19 protein-coding genes are annotated in these 16,433 nt (G+C 70.0%); 2 read left to right on the top strand and 17 right to left on the bottom strand.

Translation table 11 applies throughout. From position 1 onward, the window contains the following. Window positions 1–190 precede the first annotated feature (190 nt). On the top strand, window positions 191–451 hold the full coding sequence (locus BM228_RS19805) for a hypothetical protein (protein ID WP_092043308.1): 261 nt from the start codon (window positions 191–193) through the stop codon (window positions 449–451). A gap of 18 nt (window positions 452–469) precedes the next feature. Here the strand turns inward: BM228_RS19805 and BM228_RS19810 are convergent, their stop codons facing one another. From BM228_RS19810 to BM228_RS19880, 15 genes are all read right to left on the bottom strand, one after another. Beyond that, window positions 470–982, bottom strand: a complete 513-nt coding sequence (locus BM228_RS19810; protein ID WP_092043309.1) for a DUF1440 domain-containing protein — start codon at window positions 980–982, stop codon at window positions 470–472. Window positions 983–1,343: 361 nt separating this feature from the next. Next, window positions 1,344–2,045 (bottom strand): response regulator transcription factor, encoded by a 702-nt coding sequence (locus BM228_RS19815; protein ID WP_244537225.1) that lies wholly within the window; start codon window positions 2,043–2,045, stop codon window positions 1,344–1,346. A 10-nt stretch (window positions 2,046–2,055) separates the two neighbouring features. After that, window positions 2,056–2,577, bottom strand: coding sequence for an MxaH protein (locus BM228_RS19820; RefSeq protein ID WP_092043311.1), 522 nt, complete (start codon window positions 2,575–2,577; stop codon window positions 2,056–2,058). Further along, window positions 2,574–3,524: a YncE family protein gene (locus tag BM228_RS19825; protein WP_092043313.1), complete on the bottom strand. Its 951-nt coding sequence runs from the start codon at window positions 3,522–3,524 to the stop codon at window positions 2,574–2,576. The genes BM228_RS19820 and BM228_RS19825 overlap by 4 nt, the downstream gene beginning before the upstream one ends. Further along, window positions 3,521–4,054, bottom strand: coding sequence for an SRPBCC family protein (locus tag BM228_RS19830; protein WP_092043314.1), 534 nt, complete (start codon window positions 4,052–4,054; stop codon window positions 3,521–3,523). The genes BM228_RS19825 and BM228_RS19830 overlap by 4 nt, the downstream gene beginning before the upstream one ends. Window positions 4,055–4,056: 2 nt before the next feature. After that, window positions 4,057–5,088, bottom strand: coding sequence for a vWA domain-containing protein (locus BM228_RS19835; RefSeq protein ID WP_208612064.1), 1,032 nt, complete (start codon window positions 5,086–5,088; stop codon window positions 4,057–4,059). Next, entirely contained in the window at window positions 5,085–5,663 is a 579-nt protein-coding gene (locus BM228_RS19840) for a tetratricopeptide repeat protein (RefSeq protein ID WP_244537228.1), read from the bottom strand. The genes BM228_RS19835 and BM228_RS19840 overlap by 4 nt, the downstream gene beginning before the upstream one ends. Before the next feature lie 198 nt (window positions 5,664–5,861). Beyond that, complete coding sequence (locus tag BM228_RS19845; RefSeq protein ID WP_092043319.1) at window positions 5,862–6,911, bottom strand: vWA domain-containing protein; 1,050 nt, start codon at window positions 6,909–6,911, stop codon at window positions 5,862–5,864. 3 nt (window positions 6,912–6,914) lie between these two features. Next, window positions 6,915–7,802, bottom strand: a complete 888-nt coding sequence (locus BM228_RS19850; RefSeq protein ID WP_092043320.1) for a nonribosomal peptide synthetase MxaA — start codon at window positions 7,800–7,802, stop codon at window positions 6,915–6,917. Between the two features lie 148 nt (window positions 7,803–7,950). After that, complete coding sequence (locus BM228_RS19855; protein ID WP_092043322.1) at window positions 7,951–8,808, bottom strand: DUF58 domain-containing protein; 858 nt, start codon at window positions 8,806–8,808, stop codon at window positions 7,951–7,953. Next, complete coding sequence (locus tag BM228_RS19860) at window positions 8,805–9,836, bottom strand: AAA family ATPase (RefSeq protein ID WP_092043323.1); 1,032 nt, start codon at window positions 9,834–9,836, stop codon at window positions 8,805–8,807. The genes BM228_RS19855 and BM228_RS19860 overlap by 4 nt, the downstream gene beginning before the upstream one ends. A 173-nt stretch (window positions 9,837–10,009) precedes the next feature. Then, complete coding sequence (locus BM228_RS19865) at window positions 10,010–10,306, bottom strand: methanol dehydrogenase [cytochrome c] subunit (protein WP_244537226.1); 297 nt, start codon at window positions 10,304–10,306, stop codon at window positions 10,010–10,012. 86 nt (window positions 10,307–10,392) lie between these two features. After that, window positions 10,393–10,986, bottom strand: a complete 594-nt coding sequence (moxG, locus tag BM228_RS19870) for a cytochrome c(L), periplasmic (protein ID WP_425284971.1) — start codon at window positions 10,984–10,986, stop codon at window positions 10,393–10,395. 62 nt (window positions 10,987–11,048) lie between these two features. Continuing rightward, entirely contained in the window at window positions 11,049–11,954 is a 906-nt protein-coding gene (moxJ, locus tag BM228_RS19875; protein WP_092043325.1) for a methanol oxidation system protein MoxJ, read from the bottom strand. A 124-nt stretch (window positions 11,955–12,078) separates the two neighbouring features. Further along, entirely contained in the window at window positions 12,079–13,962 is a 1,884-nt protein-coding gene (locus tag BM228_RS19880) for a methanol/ethanol family PQQ-dependent dehydrogenase (protein WP_092043326.1), read from the bottom strand. A 343-nt stretch (window positions 13,963–14,305) separates the two neighbouring features. On the opposite strand from BM228_RS19880, the gene BM228_RS19885 reads away from it, so the two are divergent. Continuing rightward, a complete protein-coding gene (locus tag BM228_RS19885) occupies window positions 14,306–15,136 on the top strand; it encodes a S1 family peptidase (protein WP_092043328.1) in 831 nt (276 codons plus the stop codon). Between the two features lie 18 nt (window positions 15,137–15,154). Here the strand turns inward: BM228_RS19885 and BM228_RS34760 are convergent, their stop codons facing one another. Further along, window positions 15,155–15,304, bottom strand: coding sequence for a hypothetical protein (locus BM228_RS34760; protein WP_167367780.1), 150 nt, complete (start codon window positions 15,302–15,304; stop codon window positions 15,155–15,157). A 92-nt stretch (window positions 15,305–15,396) separates the two neighbouring features. Continuing rightward, a complete protein-coding gene (locus BM228_RS19890; protein ID WP_092043329.1) occupies window positions 15,397–15,945 on the bottom strand; it encodes a GAF domain-containing protein in 549 nt (182 codons plus the stop codon). Window positions 15,946–16,433 lie beyond the last annotated feature (488 nt).

A 16,433-nucleotide genomic window follows, 5' to 3' on the forward strand; every position in this document is an offset into this window, starting at 1 on the left:
GTATCCATCCCGCTCGGTCGCGTCAGGGCGATCTGGTGCGTGAGCGTACCATTTCATCCGGGAACCTGTCGGAAATTTCATGATCGCGTCGGGGGGCCTTTGCGTCGCAGGGCCGTTGGAATGGCAGGACCCCGCCGCTTCGCCCGCGCGACCGATCTCAAGACCGATCCCATGCCGCGTTGAACCAATCATGTGTGACGATTCCAAACCGTCGGGCACGGAGACCCGCACCGCATCGTTCGGAAGCCCGCTGGGCGAGATCGCGCGGGCGCTGGGCGTGCCGGTCTCCAGCTTCTTCGCATCGGGCGCCGAAACGCGGGACGGGCCCAGCCCTGACGCCGTCGCCCTCCTCGACCTCGTGCGGTCCTATCTGTTGCGCGCGAGCCCCGAGGCCCGCACGCACTTCGTCGCCCGCGTGCGGGCGATGGCGGAGACTTCGCCGCCCCGGTAGCGCGCGTGGCGCCGCCGGTTACACGTGTCGCGCGCTCAAGTGCGGGCCCATCACGTTGCGCCGGACGATCTCGATCGACCAGGCCCAGAGCAGGTGGCCGAACACTTCGGAAAACGCCTCGTGGCCGGAGATCTGCCACAGATGCGGAGCCCACCCGCCGAGCGGCAGCAGGAGGCCGTGGAAGAGGAGGGTGATGACCAGCCCGAAGGCTAGGCCTTGCCACAGAGTCACGAGCGGGAACGTGACGGCGGCCAGGCAATAGAACAGACCGAAGAAGATCGAGAACCCCTGGTGCATCAGCGCGACGCCGTAATTGATGACGTGCCCAGTAAACGTATAGGTCATATCCTCGACGTTCAGGCCGATCCATTTGAGGATGGCGAAGGGCGGTGAGATACGCCCGGCCTCCCGGGGCGGGAACGGGATCTCGGAGCCCCACTTGACGAAGCTCGACAGGTTTCCGCCTATGAACCCTGCGATCAGGGCAGTCGTGTAATCGGTACGTGAAACCACGGTCGCGTTGACGCGCATGACAGACCCCCGCCTCGACGGCTTTGGATTTCTTTTTGTCCGAGCGTCATCGCGCTGGCCGGTCCTAGCGGCTCGGCGTGCCGCCTGCGGGACCGAGCCCGGCCCGAGATGATTCGCGGTCGGCGGGCTCTGCTAACAAGATAATCTTTCCGATCTCAACACGATATGCGTCGGAATGCTCGGTTTTTAGCCTAGTCTGCGCAAAATATCATGCCGCATGTGCTATTGATTTTCAGATCGACTGTATAAAGTTCAGAATTTCTGCACATTCAACACAGAATATTTCCAGTCGCCATGACTTCATCTGCGATCAGGCGCGCGCCTCGATGTCTGGTGTCTCGGCCGGCAGGAGCGCGGGGTCTCAAGGCAGGGTCCGAGCCTGCGCAGCAGCGATCTGCATGAGCTCGGCCATGCTGCCGACGCCGAGCTTGCACCGCAGGGTGGCGGTGGCGTTCACCACGCTGCGGTAATTGAGCGCCAGGATCTCGGCGATCTCGTCGTAGGGCTTGCCCTTCCCGATCAGCACCAGGATCTGCATCTCCCGGCTGCTCAGATTCGCCAGCGGCAGGTCGCGGGCGCCGGCATTGAGCATCGCGATCTCGATGGCGATGTCGTGGGGCAGGTAGGAGCGGCCGTTGGCGACCGCCTCCAGCGCCTCCAGGAAGGCGGCAGCGGGTGCATCCTTGAGCACGAAGCCCAGGGCCCCGCATTCCAGGACGCGGGCGACGATGACCGGATCCCGGTGCATGCTCAGCGCGAGGATGCGCGCCCCCGGCTCCAGCGCGCGGATCCGGCGGATCAGCGACAGGCCGGACAGGCCGTCATCCCGGAAGCTCAGGTCGGTCACGACCACGGAAGGCCGGTGGCGGTGGAAGGTGCGGTAGCCGGCGACGATGTCGCGTGCCTCGTGGACGCGCGCGATCCCAGCCTCCTCAGCGAGCAGCCGGAAGCCCTGGAGGACGATCGGGTGGTCGTCGACGATCAGCAGGTCGCGGGGCCGGGTGGATCGGCGGGACGCGGGCTCGGCCAAGCCTGACGCGGCAAAGCGCGGCGCGGCGCTCATCGCGGAGCCCTCACGGGGCATCCCCCTCCCCGGTGCGCGGCGCGAACCGGTCGGCGAGCAGCGCCAGGGCGGCGGCGTGATCGACGCCCCGGGCGCGGGTGTTGAAGTAGTGCTGGCACATCTCTCCGTAGAGGCTCTTGTGGCGGCCGCGCCGGGCCGCGACGGTGCTGAACCCAGTGAGCAGCAGCGCGTATCGCTCGGTCTTGCCGATCTCGGCCAGCATCTGCCCGAGCTGGGCCGTGCGGTTGGCGATCATGCGCGGATCCTCGATGAAGCCGGTCCTGGCCTCCGCGAGGGCGTCCTGCATCGCCCGAACGGGTTCGGACCCGGCCGGCAGCGGGTGCCCGGCTTCGCGGCCGGCGAGCCACCGGGCCGGATCGGTCCCATCGGTGGGGGACAGCCAGGCGGGCAGCTCGCTTTCGGAGGTGCTGGCCACGACGACCTGGCTGTCCTCCGCGCCGGAGTCCTGGGACCGGTCACAGGCAGCGACTGCTAGGCCGGCGAGGATCAGGCTGGCGAGCGCACCTCTCACCGGACGGCCTCCCCCGGAACCGGCTGCTCCACCGCCAGGGTGCGCGGCCCCTCGGCCACCGGGATCCGGCCCGTCTCCTTCGAGGCGGCGAGGTCGATCACGGAGATGTCGTCGGAGAACCAATTGGCCACATAGGCGCGTCCGCCCAGGATCGCCACGCCCTCGGGATAGCGGCCCACCGGCACCGTGGCGGCGACCGCGAGCGTGTCGGCCTCGACGATCGAGATGGTGCCGGAATGCTGGTTGGTGACAACCACGCGGCGCCCGTCCGGGCTGATGGCGACGCCGTAGGGGCTCGCCCCGACCGGTACGGTCGCGACGGGCTTGAGCGTGCCGGCATCGATGACGCTGAGGTCGTTGCTGCGCACGTTGGCGACGTAGACCCGGTCGCGGACCGGGTCGTAGGCCAGGGCGAAGGGGCCGTCGCCGACCGGGATGCCGGCGATCCGCGCCATCCGGGCAGTGTCGACCACGCCGACGCTGCGGCCCTCGCGCTCGGCCACGTAGAGCCGGCCGTTGGCGCCGAGGGTGAGCCCGGCCGGGTCGCGCCCGACCGCGACCTCGGCCTCGACCGCGCCGGTTTCGGCCGAGAGGCGCAGCACCCGGTTGCCGGACCAGTCGCCGACATAGAGGCTGCGTCCGTCCGGGTCCGCCGCGAGCCCGAAGGGCTGGCCGGGGACAGGCCATTGTCGCGTCGTCCCGTCGGCGGCGATCATAGTAATCGCGCGGCCGTCCGGATGGCTGAGATAGAGCCGCCCGCCGGGACCGGCCGTCACCACAGCGGGGGACGGGGCCACCGCCAGCGCGATGGCAGGCGCGCCCTCCGGCCGCTCGATCCGGGTGGCGCGGGCGCCCTGCTGGCTCGCGACCCAGACGGATCCCGCTGCCGCCGGCCCGGCGGCGAGCGCGAGACCGATGACCCCGAGAAGGCGCCGCGCAAACCTCATCGCTGCGGCCCGCCCTCCAGCTTCGCCTTCAGGCCCTTGAGGCCCTCGGCGAAGTAGCGGTTCATCGCCGCCTTGCCGGCTTCGTCGTTCAGGTTCTCGGGGGGCTCGTTGCCGGTATCGCCCCGGTAGAAGCGGCCCATCCACTCGACCTTCGCCCCATCCCCCTCCGGCGTCACCAAGAGGGTCGCCGAGTAGGACGAGACCGGCAAGGCGTCGAGATCGGGGTCCGACAGGCGGTAGGAATAGGTCCGCTCCGCCCCCTTCCACTCGTCGAGGCCCTCGACCAGGGTGCCGCCGCGCTTCAGCGTAACCTTGCGGACGGCGTCTGCGCCGTCGCCCCCCGTGGCCTCGACTTTGGCCACGTCCGGATGCCAGGCGCCGATGCCCCCGAACGGTCCGACCACCTTCCAGACCGCGTCCGGCGTCGCCCGGATGGTGATGGTCTGATCGATTTTTTGGGGGGTTGGCCCGTGAGCCGAGGCCGTGCCGGCGGCGAACAGGATGGCGAGGGTGGTGAGAACGCGACGCATGGTCAGGCTTTCCGGAAACGCAAACGGTGGGTGGGGGTGAGCGGGGTGATGCGGCGGGCCAGCCCGCGCAGCGGCCCCGCCAGCAGGACGCCGAGCACGAGAGCGAGCGCCAGGGCGCCCAGCGCCGGGCGCGGGTCGATCCGGCCCGGCAGCGGGCGCGGGGTCGCGGCCACGATCAGGGGCCGGTCGAGCCCGCCCGGCCCGTCGAGATGCGCGTAGGCGAGGCCTGTGACGGTGGCGAGCTGCTTGAGATGGCCCTCGCGCACCGACGAGAGGTGCTCGCTGCCCTGGGCGGCCGCGGCGCCGAATGGGGCGTTGCGCGGATTGTAGCCGGCGCGGGATTCGGCATCGGCCGGCGGCGGCCCGAACCGGTTCTCCTGCTGCACGTCCGTCTCGGCGTAAAAACCGCTCTCGCGGCCGCGATCGTCGAATTTCGGGATCGGCGACAGGCCGTAGGCGCCGACGCCGACGATCAGGCCCCGGACCGCTCCCGGCTCGCCCTCGAAGTGCGGCACCTGCCCGGCGGGGAGCGGCGGCGTCTCCTGGCCGTCGCTGACGAACAGCAGGTCCGTGCCGAGACCGGCCGCCATCTCCACCGCCCGGTAGAGGCCGGCGCTGATCCGGCTGTCGCCCTCCCAGGCCATCCGCCAGTCGAGCGCCGCCAGGGCGCCGTCGAGCGGCGCGAACGCGGCGCAGACCTCCACAGGCTCGAACAGCAGGAACGGCTTTCGCTCGGTGAACAGCGCCAGCGCGACCCGCGATCCGCAGGGCAGGTCCGTCACCAGCCGGCGCAGGGCCGCCTTGGCGGTCTCCAGCCGGCTCGCCGGACGGCCGTCCGCCGCATAGTCGCGCACGTTCATCGAGCCGGTGATGTCCACCACCGCCAGCACCGCGACGCCCGTGCGGGTCACCGGCAGGGAAGGCACCACCAGGGCGGCGATGACCAGCACCAGGGCCAAGGCGAGCGCCTGGAAGCGGCGGCCACGAAGGTTGCGGGCAAGCGGCAGGCTTTGCAAAACCGTTTGCCGGCTCATGGACCGCCCCTCGGCTGCCCCGGGATGTCGGTCCAGATCTGCTTCGGCTCGGCGCGCATCTCGTCGCCGCTGGCGCGATCGAAGTCCGGAAAATCACGGATCAGCCGGGAGGCGACGTCGAGGTTGAACTTCGCGTCCCAGAAATCCGGCCGGTCCCGAAGGGCGCGGCGATAATCCTGCCGGGCCAGGGTCACCTGCGGGCCGGCCTTGTCGAGGGCGCCTCGGGTCAGGAGCCCGAAAGCCTCGCGCATCTGGGCGTTGGCGATGCGGTAGCGCGCGCGGGACGCAGCGTCGGCCGCGCCCGCCCGGTCGAGGGCCGCGACCAGGGGCTCGGTCTCCTCCAGCCGCCCGTGCCCGGCGAGGTAGCCGATCCGCGCCACTAGGACAGGCGCCGGCGCGCCGATCCCGACGTCGAGATCCGTGCCGGCCTCGAGCGCCGCGATGCTCCGGTTGGCTGAATCCGCCCGCCAGGCCGACACCCCGAAGCCCAAGGACGCAAGGCCGAGCAGCACCGGCAGCGCGAGAAGCAGTCGCGGCCGAAGCCGGCCCCAAAAGCGGCGAACGGATTCACGCATGGCGGGACAGGGCACGGATGCCCTCCTCCGCACGGGTAACCGGACTTGCGGATCGGGCCCAGAATCCTCCCAAGCCGCAAAGCCGGCCCGCTCCAGAGATGACGCGCGCGTCTACGGCCCCGCAGCGCGCTTCCGCCAAAGATATGGGCGCATCGCAAGCCACGCGCTCGATCGACCCATCCCGGATACCGGATCCGGTCATGCCGCCCTCCTGAGATCCGGATCGAGCCGCTGCTCCCGCGACGCGCGCGACCGAGCGCTACCGGCAAAAAGATCCGATTCGGCCAGAGCCGCGAGGACGAGCAAAAAAAGCCCGAGCCCGGCCAGCGCGTAGGCGAAACCGGTCAGGTCCCGCCGGGGGCGCGGCTCGGTATAGGGGATCGGGTTCCGCTCAAGGGCGGCGATCTGCGCGATGGCGTCGGCGACAGCCTGCGGGCCCTCGGCCTCGAAGGCCCGGTAGGGCACGCCGAGGCTCTTGAAGAACAGGTCGAGATGCCGCTCGGGGGCGGCCTGGGGCGTGTCCTCCCCGGCCGGCCGGTCGTGGATCGAGGGCGAGCCCTTGGTGCGCAGGAACAGCCAGTAGAGGTTCGGGTGCAACTTGGCGAAGGCGGCGCGCAGAGCGTCCTGCACCCGCGGGTCGATCACCGCGGCCCCATCCGAGATGAACAGCAGGACCCGGGAGCCGCTGCTTTCGGGGGCGAATTGCGACAGCGCCATCGCGAGGCCGCGGGCGACGTTGGTGTAGTCGAGGCCGGGCCGGTCGATCGCCGCGATGGCGGCGCGCACGGCCGCGTGCCGGTCGGTCATCGGCATGACCAGCATCGGCGCGGTGGAGAAGGCCGTGACCGCGAACAGGTCGTGCGCCCGGGCGCCGACGAAATCGGCCAGCAGGCGCCGGGACGCGGCGGCCTTCGATTCCTCCGCGCCCGAGGGCTGCCGGCCCGCGAAGGTCTCGTTCATGCTGCCGGAGCGGTCGATCAGCATCGAGATCTGGGCGCCGATGCCGATGCGGGTCACCGGCGCGCCGGCGCCGTAGGGGCCGGAGAGCGCCACGACCAGGCCGCCGATGGCCACCACGCCGGCGCCGCGCAGAAGCCGGGCGATCCAGCGCGAGGGCGCGTCGGCGGGCGCCGCCGCGACCGCCGGAACCCGCACGCGTCGGCGCCCGGTGGCGACGAGCGGCAGCAGCGCGAGGGGCAGCAGCCACAGCCAGGCGGGCGATGCGACCCCGAGCGATCCGACCGTCATCGCTCAGGCCTCCAGCTCGGCGGCGGCGAGCCGGCGCAGGCCGGCCTCGACCTCGGGCCAGGGCAGGCTCGCCCGGGCGGCCTCGACTTCGCGGCCGAAGAAGGCCCGGCGCGAGGCCTCGAAGAACCGGGCCAGGGCTGGCCCCTCCCGGCGGAAGGTCGGATGCCGGTCGAGGAAGGCCGGGAGGTCGTCGGCCAGGACCCGGCGGCCGTCGGTCTCGTCGAGGCCGCGATGGATCAGGCGCAGGGCTTCGCGATAGCCGCCCTCGCCCTCGCGGCCCAACCGGCGCAACCCGCGGGCGGCCTTGGCGAAGGGGCGCCCGGGCCGCGCGAACCAGCCGCGATCATAGCCGAGGGCGGCGAGCGCCAGCAGGGCGGCTCCGAGAGCGACGAGGGCGGCCCGCATGTCCGGCAGCGGGTCGAGCCGGGAGACGCGCCCGTCCGGCCGGAGATACTCGGCCGGGTCATCGTGCCTCTCGGGCTGGACCTCCCGCAGAGGCGAGACGCCGAGCGACCAGCCGGGAATCTCGGCCTTGGCCGAGGTCGTGCCGCCCGCGGCCGCGCTCTCCAGCGACACGGAGAATCCCGGGATCGCGACCTGGCGGGCATCGAGCGCCGCGTAGAAGGTTTGGTAAGTGAGGTGTAGCCGGACCCGGCCGGGGCTCTCCTCGACGGTGATGCCGCGCAGGTCGAGCCAGTAGGTCAGCGGCCCCGGCGCCGGCAGCGAGGCACGCTGCAGGCTGAAACCGGGATCCACCGCGATATCGGCCTGGGCCCGCACCAGGTCGCCCAGAAAATACCCGAAGGCCCGGGGCACCCGCACCTCCACGGAGCGCACCTGCGCCACAGCGGCGCCGGCCTGGAGCAGCAGCGCGCAGCAAGCCGCAATCATGGGATTCCGAAGGGCGAAGCCCTTCGGCGGGGTATCGGGGCGGAGCCCTGATGCCTGGGGCCTCAATCGATCGCAGGGCTCTGCCCTGCACCCGCAAAAGGTCGAAGACCTTTTGAAACCAGGACTTTTGGTGCGAAGCCCCGCCATCTCAGGTGGCCAGCAGGTGGCGGGTGAGCGCTTGCGCGTCGAAGCGGTCTTCCAGGTGGAACGGTGCTCGGGCCGAGGACGCGGCGGCGATGGTGCGCAGGGCGTCGCGCCGGGCTTGCTCGCGGGCGATCCAGCGTCGCTTCAGGGCCGGGCGCAGGAACACGAGGCGGCGGCCGGCGCCTTCGAGATCGTCGAGCTCGACCAGGCCCCAATCCGCCAGGCCGGCATCCTCGGCGCTGTCGGCGAGGAGCACCGGGACCGTGTCGTGCAGCGCCAGCGCCGCGAAGACCTGCGCGATCAGGGCCTGCGGCCAGCGAAAGTCCGAGACCAGGAAGACCAGCCGCGGCCGGCCGAACAGCAGGCGCGCGGCCTCCAGCAGCCCCTCGGCACCGGTCGCGTCGCAGCGCGCCGCCGCGATCCGCTCGGCCATGGCGAGGGCCGGCCCGCGCCGACGCGTGGCCGGCAGGTACAGGTCCGCCCGGACCGTGCGGTCGCAGCCGATCACCCCGAACCCGTCGCCGATCCGGGTCGCCGAGGCGGCGAGCCCGGCGCAGAGGTCGGCGGCGAGACGCAGGCGGTCGCCGGCGCCCCGGAAGCGCATCGAGGCCGAGAGGTCGATGAGCGCCCAGACCTCGACGGCGTTGCGCATCTCGAAGCGGCGGACATGCACGCCCTCGAACGGGTCGCGTAGGCTCGCGCGCAGATCGATCCGGCGGGCATCCGGCAGCGTCAGGAACGGGACTTGGTCCCGGAACGTGCCCAGCCCGCCGGCCTCCTGGCCGCGATGCGCCCCGATCCGGCGCCCCCGCGGGCGCCAGCGCGGCAGGTAGACGATCTCGGCCGAGGACGCGTCGGTCATGGGGCCGGCACCGTCTCGAACACCGCCCGGCACAGGTCCGGAACGATCTCGCTGCGGCGCAGCTCGTGGACCGGCTCCAGGAAGATGCGGTGCGCCATCACCTCGGGGAAGACCGCGCGGACATCCTCCGGCACCAGCCAGTCCCGCCCCTCCAGCCAGGCCCGCACCCGGGCGGCCCGGACCAGGAAGGCGAGGCCGCGCGGCGAGGCCCCGCCCTGGACCAGCGTCGTCATGTCGATCCCGGGGATCCGGATCCCGGCCTCAGCCGGGCGCACCAGCGCGTCCCAGAGCCCGACCACGTAGGTCTCGATCTCTGGGGCGGCCTGGATCGCCATCTGGATCGAGGCCGCGATGGCGCCGAGGCGGGCCTGGTCGAGCACGCCCTCGGCCACCTCCGCGATCAGCCGGTCGGTGTCGTGGAAGCGCGGGTCGAACACCAGCGCGCGCCGGGCCTCCGGGTCGCGCGGCGCCTCCATCCCGATCTCCATCAGGAAGCGGTCGCGGGCGGCGGCCGGCAGCTCGAAGGTTTCCTCGCGCTCGACCCGGTTGCGGTCGGCGAAGACCTGGAGGTTGGGGAACCGGTACTCCCGGGCGAAGGCTGTGACGCTGCGCTCGGCCATGATCCGCAGGAGCAGGGCGTGCACCTGCGGGCGCGCCCGGTTGATCTCGTTGAAGAAGAACACCGCCAGATCCTCGGCCCGGCGCAGGACCGGGCCCGGCTCGACCCGGGGGCGGCCATCCTCGGCGAGGTAGGTGTGATAGATCAGGTCGGTCGGCATCATGTCGACCGTACCCTCGACGCGCTCGTAAGCGCCCCCGAGCGCCCGGGCGACCGCCCGCAGCAGCGTGGTCTTGCCGACGCCGACATCGCCCTCCAGCATGACGTGGCCGCGGGCGAAGATCGCCGTGGTGACGAGGCGGATGACCCGCGCCTGGCCGACCACTGCCTTGGCGACCTCCGCCTCGAAGCGGGCGGCCGAGGCCCGCCAATCGGTGAGCTTGGCGTCGCCGGGGTGGAGCGTGTTCATCGCGCTGGTTCCGGGACAAGGCGGCCGGCCCTTGGGGCGGGACCGGCCGGAGACGTTAAAAAGTCAGGGTTTCAAAAGGTCCCGGACCTTTTGCGGGTCCAGGGCGGAGCCCTGATCTTTCAAGGGCTCCGCCCCTGAACCCCGCCAAAGGGCACGCCCTTTGGGAACCCGGATCAGTTCGCCGAGATCTTGCTGACGTCGTATTCGAACTTGCCGGTCTTCTTGGCGTTCTCGATGCGCTTGCGATTGCGCTCTTCCATCAGCCTGATGGATTCCGCCTGCTTGCCGACCTCCTTGGGGTCGTGCTTCGGATCGTATTTCGTCCCCGCGACCTTCTCGGGGAAGCCGGGCTTGGGCTCCCAGCAATTGCCGGGCGCCTTGCAGGTCTGCCCGTCATAGGCCAGGGCCGGCAGGGCGCAGAGCGCCCCCGCGGCCATCATCGCGGCGGTGATCAGGATTCTGTTGCGCATCGTCGACTCCTTGCGTTCGCTCCCAGGGCGGCCCGACGGGCCGGTCTTTGGCGCCGGCTCGGCCGGGCGCTGCTCCGCGCGGACGCTCACTCCAGCGGCTTGCACTGGCCGGGGACGTCCTTGGCGAAGGTCTCGCCTTCCTTGAAAGGCGTGTAGTGTTTCTTCTGCTCGTCGGTCAGCCAGGCGGCGTCCTGGACCGGGCCGGTATAGAGATGCCGGATCCAGGCGATGACTTGCAGCGCCTCGTCCGGGTTCAGATCTTCGTTGTGCGGGCCCATCATGCCGTTGGCCCCGCCCCAGATCGTCGCGAACAGGCCGGTATCTTCGGTGTTGGACGGATAGGTCCAGTAATTGTCGTTGAGGCCGGGCCCGACCTTGCCCTCGGCGAGATGCCCGTGGCAGCCGGAGCAGGAGGTCAGGTACAGGCTCTCGCCGTTGCGCAGGCACGCCTTGTCGTCGATGTAGAGGTTCTTGCCGGTCTGGAAGAAGGTCTGGACCGCCTGGGTGTCGCGCCCGCCGGGCTTGCCCTCGGCGAGGTCCAGCGGCTCCCCGGTGATGGTGTTGCGGAAGATCAGGCCGGATTGCGGCCCGGATTGCGGCTGGGCCATCACGGCGGCCGCACAGAGCGCCGAGGCGGCGCCGGCCAGAAGCATCAACCGGATACGCGTGGTCTTCGTCATTTCACATTCGCTTCACGGGGACTGGATCGCGCGGCCCTCGCTCGCCGGCCGCGCGGCGCGGGTCAGTTGATCGCCACCGGGACGCCGTCCTGCTTCAGGATCGCGTCGATCTGCGGCTTGGCCTTGGCGATGGCGGCGTCGAGGGCGTCGCGGAGCGCCGTGTCGTCCCGGCGCACGCCCATGGACTGGTCGAAGCTCTGCGGCATCTTGCGGCCGTCGCTGCTCACCGTGTCGTTCGGCACGAGGGTCATGCGCAGGGGCACGGGCGAGTCCTTGACGTAGCGGGCCACGTCGGGCCCGAAGGCGACGCCCACCTCCGCCTTATCGTTGGCGACCTCGCTGACGATCCGGGCCGGATCGATCTGCGTGTACTGGTTGCGCGGCGCCCGGAAGCCAACCAGCGAGTAGAGGTAGGCCATGTCCTCCTCGTAGCGGCCGATATCCTTGAGCATCGCCTCGCCCGGGGAGCCCAGGGGCACGACCATGTGGTCGACGGTCTTGAGGCGCGGGTCCGACCACGACGTCACGTCGAGGTCCTTGTCGGCGCGGGTGATGAAGACGTAGCCGCTGCGGTAGTAGGGCTTGGTGGTCAGCACCCGCGGGTCGTCGCTGTCGAGGCCGACCACCACGTCGCAGGTCCGCTTCTCCAGCCCGTCGCGCACCAGGTAGATCGCCGGCTTGGCGAGCCAGACGAAGACCGGCTTCTTGCCCATCGCCTCGGCGACCGCGGCGGCGACCCGGTTCTCCAGCCCGGAGCCGTCCCGCATGGACAGGGGCGGCTGCTTCTCGGAGGCGCAGATCCGCAAGGTGGACGGGTCGGCCTTGGGCGCGACCGCGGCCTTGCCGGGCTCGGCCTGGATGGCCTGCGCCTCCGATTCCTGGGCCCAGGCCTTCGGGACCGGGTTCGCGAGGGCGAGCAGGGCCGCGGCGCAGGTCGCCGCGCGAAGAAGTCCGCCGAGGAGCGGCATGGTTTCGTTCCCTCAATGAGTCTTGTCGGGAGGCGACCCGGGCGCGGGGTCCGCCGAGCCGGGGCTCCGCCGCCCGGGCGGGGCGGCGGAGCGGTCGCGCTACGAAGCGCGGATCACGTGCCGATCACTTGGCCGCGGCTTGCGCGTACTCGCCGACATTCGGGTCGTCGTACGGGCCCTTGCCGTCCAGCGAGAACACGACCACGCCGCCGCCCATCTGGGTGTAGTTGGCGAGCTTCTTGAAGGCACCCACCGCGCCGAGGCCGGCGGTCGGATCCTGCAGGTCGAACACCAGGCCCACGCCCGGCCAGCCGCCGACGCCGTAGTAGATGGCGACGTACTGGGTGCCCTTGTGGGTGTAGGTGATCGGGTAGCCGATCGCCCCGGACGGCAGCTTGAACTTCCAGAGCAGGTCGCCGTTGTCCGAGTCACGCGCCTTGATGAAGCCGTCCAGCGTTCCGTACAGGACGATGTTGCCGGCGGTGGCGGTGGTGCCGCCCCAGACGGCGAAGCGCTCCATCTTCTCCCAGTTGAACTTGCCGGTGATGGCGTTGTAGCTCTTGATCTGGCCCAGCCCCTCGTAGTTCTGCCGGTCGCCCTTCGGGCCCGGATACATGTTCAGCGTCGCGCCGACGAAGAACTGACCCGCCCGGTAGGGCAGCATAAACGGCTCCCAATCCATGCAGATGTGGTTGATGCCCATGTAGAAGGCTTGGCGCTTCGGATCGTAGGAATCGTGGCCCTGGTTGTGGTAGCCCATCGCCGAGGGACAGATGTCCTTGGCGAGGTGATCCATCCGGGTGCCGTATTCCGGGTCGCGCACCGGCGTGCCGGACTTCAGGTCCACCGACTTGAACACGTTGACCGTGTCGTCGATCTTGTTGGCCGAGACCAGTGAGCCGTCCGTCCGGTCGAGGGTGTAGACGATGCCGTTGCGGTCCGGGTGGGTGAGGAGCTTGCGCAGCTTCCCGTCCTTGTCCTTCTGCTCGGACAGCATCATCACGTTGACGCCGGCATAGTCCCACTCGTCGTGGGGCGTCTTCTGGTAGCCGAACTTGGCTTCACCGGTATCGGCGTCGCGGCCGAAGATCGTCATCGTCCACTTGTTGTCGCCCGGACGCATGGTCTCGTTCCACGGCGCCGGGTTGCCGGTGCCGAAATAGATCAGGTTCGTGCCCGGGTCGTAGGCGTACCAGCCCCAGTTGGTGCCGCCGCCGATCTTCCAGGCGTCGCCCTCCCAGGTCGAGGTGCCCAGGCCCTTCTGGCCGTAATGGGCGTTCTTGATGTTGAAGTCCTTGGCCAGCAGCAGGTCCTCGTCCGGACCGGTGGCGTAGGCGCGCCAGACCTGGGCGCCGGTCTTCACGTCGTAGGCGGTGAGGTAGCCGCGCACGCCGAGCTCGGCGCCCGAGGAGCCGATGATCACCTTGTCCTTCACCACGTAGGGGGCGATGGTCAGCGTCGAGCCGACCTTGATGTCGGAATTCTCGACCTTCCAGACCGTCTCGCCGGTCTGCGCGTTGAGCGCCACGACGTTGCCGTCGAGCAGGGTCTTCAGGATCAGCGCGGGGGTCTTGCCGTCGCCGGGCCAGTAGGCCAGCCCGCGGTTGACGAGGTCGCAGCAGGCGACCGAGCGGGCGGCCGGGTTCTGCTTGGGCTTGTCCTGCCACAGGATCTTGCCCGGATCGTCGAGGTCGAGCGCGAAGGTGTTGTTCGGGAACGAGGTGTGGACGTACATCTTGCCGTCGACGACCAGCGGCGCGCCCTCGTGGCCGTTGAGCAGGCCGGTGGAGAAGGTCCAGGCCGGCTTCAGCTGCTTGACGTTGGTCTTGTTGATCTGCGTCAGGTCGCTGTAATTGTCGGAGTCGTAGTTCTTACCGGGCATCACCCAGTTGTCGCCGCTCTTCGACTGCTCGATGAGCTTGTCGTTGGCGAAAGCCGTGTCCGCAAGGCCGACCGGCGCAAGGGCCAGGATCGCCAGGACCGAGACTGAACCCGCTAGCCTTCTCATGATGCATCTCCTCGCCAGGCCGTCCCGCCTTCCGGCATCGCGGCTATTGGTTTTTGCAGTGCAAGATCGATCGAGGCCGGCCACGTCGATAGTCAGCTTTACTTGCGACTTAGAGACATTCGACCTTTATGATCTGCTTATTAAGATCTTGTCACCTTTCAGTTTTATGCGCCAATGCCCGACGATGTCTTCAGGCAAGCTGACATTTGTTAGCGGGATAATTCGGCAATGCCGGGCGGACGGGCCGGAATACGCTCGACCGACTTGACCGACCCCAGGTGCCCGCCCAAAACTGTGTTCCCGGCCCGCTCTATGCTCGGCCTTCAGTCTTCGGGGCTGCCTGATGGGCTTGAGACGGTCCGGAGCGCTCTTCGCCACCGTGCTGCACACCACGCTGCTGGTCCTTGCCGGAGCGGCCCGGGCCGAGGACCGAGCCCACACGACCGCCCGACTCGCGGCGCTCTACCCACAGGACGGGCGCCGCGACCTGACCGGGGCCGATTTCGACCGCTTTCGGGGGGCCGGCATCCTGTGGTGCCGCAATCCGGACGGGGTGCCGCAGAAGGCGGCCGCGGCCTGGCTGATCGCCGATCCGTCGACCGTGGTGCTGAACGCGCACAATTTTCGCGATCGCCGCCTCGCGGTGACGCGCCCGGTGGCCGATTGCTACTTCCAGATCGGCGGCCGCAACTACGATTTCGACCCCGACAGCCTGGTGCTCGGGACCGCCCCGGGCGCCGACAGCCTGCACATCACCGACGATTGGGCGATCCTGCGCCTCCACCGTCCGGCCGACGCCGTGCCGCAGCCCCTGCCGGAGCCGCCCGATCTGCCGGTCGGGGACATCGCCCTGCCGGTGACCATGGTATCGCCGGCGGGGCACGGCAATTATCGCGGGCCGAGCAGCCTCGAGCGCTGCGCCATCCGCCGGATCGATCCGCCGAGCGAGGACGCGATCCGGCGTGCGCGCCACGATTGCAACGACGGCTATGGCGGCTCGGGCTCAGGCCTGTTCGACGAGGCGGGCCGGCTCATCGCCCTGCAGAGCGCGTCCCTGGCGATGAATTCGCGCAGCCCCTTCGACATCGAGTTCCACTACGGCTCCGCCCTGCTCCTCGAAGGCGGCCTCCTGTCGGCCCTGCGCGGCCGGACCGAAGCGGGCGGACGCCGGTGACTCAACAGAAGCGGAGGCTCACTTGCGCTGGCCGGTCGGGTTCGGCGTCGCGGACGAGTCCGGAGCCACCGCCGGATTGATCGGGGTGACCATCGACCAGCGGCCGACGATCGCGAAGATCGCCGCGAACAGGACGACGAAGATGCCGATGAGGATGACGCGCTTCATGACGGGGGCTTGAGACGTCCGTGCGGGCGGCGGGCGCGCAGAGAACGGCCTGAAGCGGCGATCGATCCCGGCCGCGACGCCGGCGCACAGCCCTATCCCGGCCGCCCGGCCGCGCGATCGGGCGTTGGGATCGCACCGGAGTGTTCGGCGGGTGCGGACGCGCGCAGATGGGCCAGCACGGTCGCGGCCTGCTGGGCCAGGGTCTCCAGCCGGCAAACCGTCCCGTCGTCCGGGATCACCGAGGCGCACCAATAGGCGCCGAGCGCGGCGATGGGCTCGGGCGAGCCGATCGGCACCATCACGAGGCTGCGCATCGATGTGGTGCGGTAGGCCTCGATCGGCACCCGGCGGTCGAACTCGAGATCCGGGACCACGGCGGTCTCGTCGTTGAGCATCACCCAGCCGGAGATGCAGGCGGTCAGCGGGAACCGCCGCCCCCGCCACAGCGGCTCGATCGCGTCCTCGGCGGCGTAGAAACACGACTCGCCCTCGCGCAGCACCACGGCGACCCCGTCCGAGCCGACGATAGCCCGCGCGGTCTCGCGCAGAATGGAGACGACATCCGCGAGGGAACAGGCGACAGCCAACCGGTCGGTCGCCCGCACCAGCCCCTCGTCGGGCAGGAAATGGGCCTCTGACATGGTCTGAAGGTAAGGGAGACGGCCCGGATCGTCCACGCCGCATTCTACGAGGTCAGGCCCGGGACCGTTCACGGTGCAATCTACAAGCGAGACGAAAACCGGGGTCGATGCTCTCGCGCCGGGCCGCGAATGTTACATCCAGGTTAACATCCCGAATGCGCCCGTATTGCCGAACCTTATTTTTATCGGCCGGCAGTTTTGGTCGAATAATGCCCGTCGCTCAGTCATCGACGGCTCGCGATGTGTTCCAGCGCACCTTTTCGGCCGCCGGTCGGGAGCCTTCGCGGGCGCTGTTGCAGCGTTGCACTATCGCGTCGGGCCTTCCTGACCTCCTGTCCCCGGGCACATCCCGATCAACGGGAGATTGAGGACCAGATGATCAAGAAGCTTCTTCTCGCGAGCGCCGCCACGGCCCTCCTGACCGGCGCCGCCTCGGCCGCCGACCTGCCGCGCCGCGCCGCCCCGCCGCCCGTGTTCACCCCCGTGCC

Origin of the sequence: Methylobacterium pseudosasicola, from assembly GCF_900114535.1 — a bacterium.
Lineage (GTDB): Bacteria > Pseudomonadota > Alphaproteobacteria > Rhizobiales > Beijerinckiaceae > Methylobacterium > Methylobacterium pseudosasicola.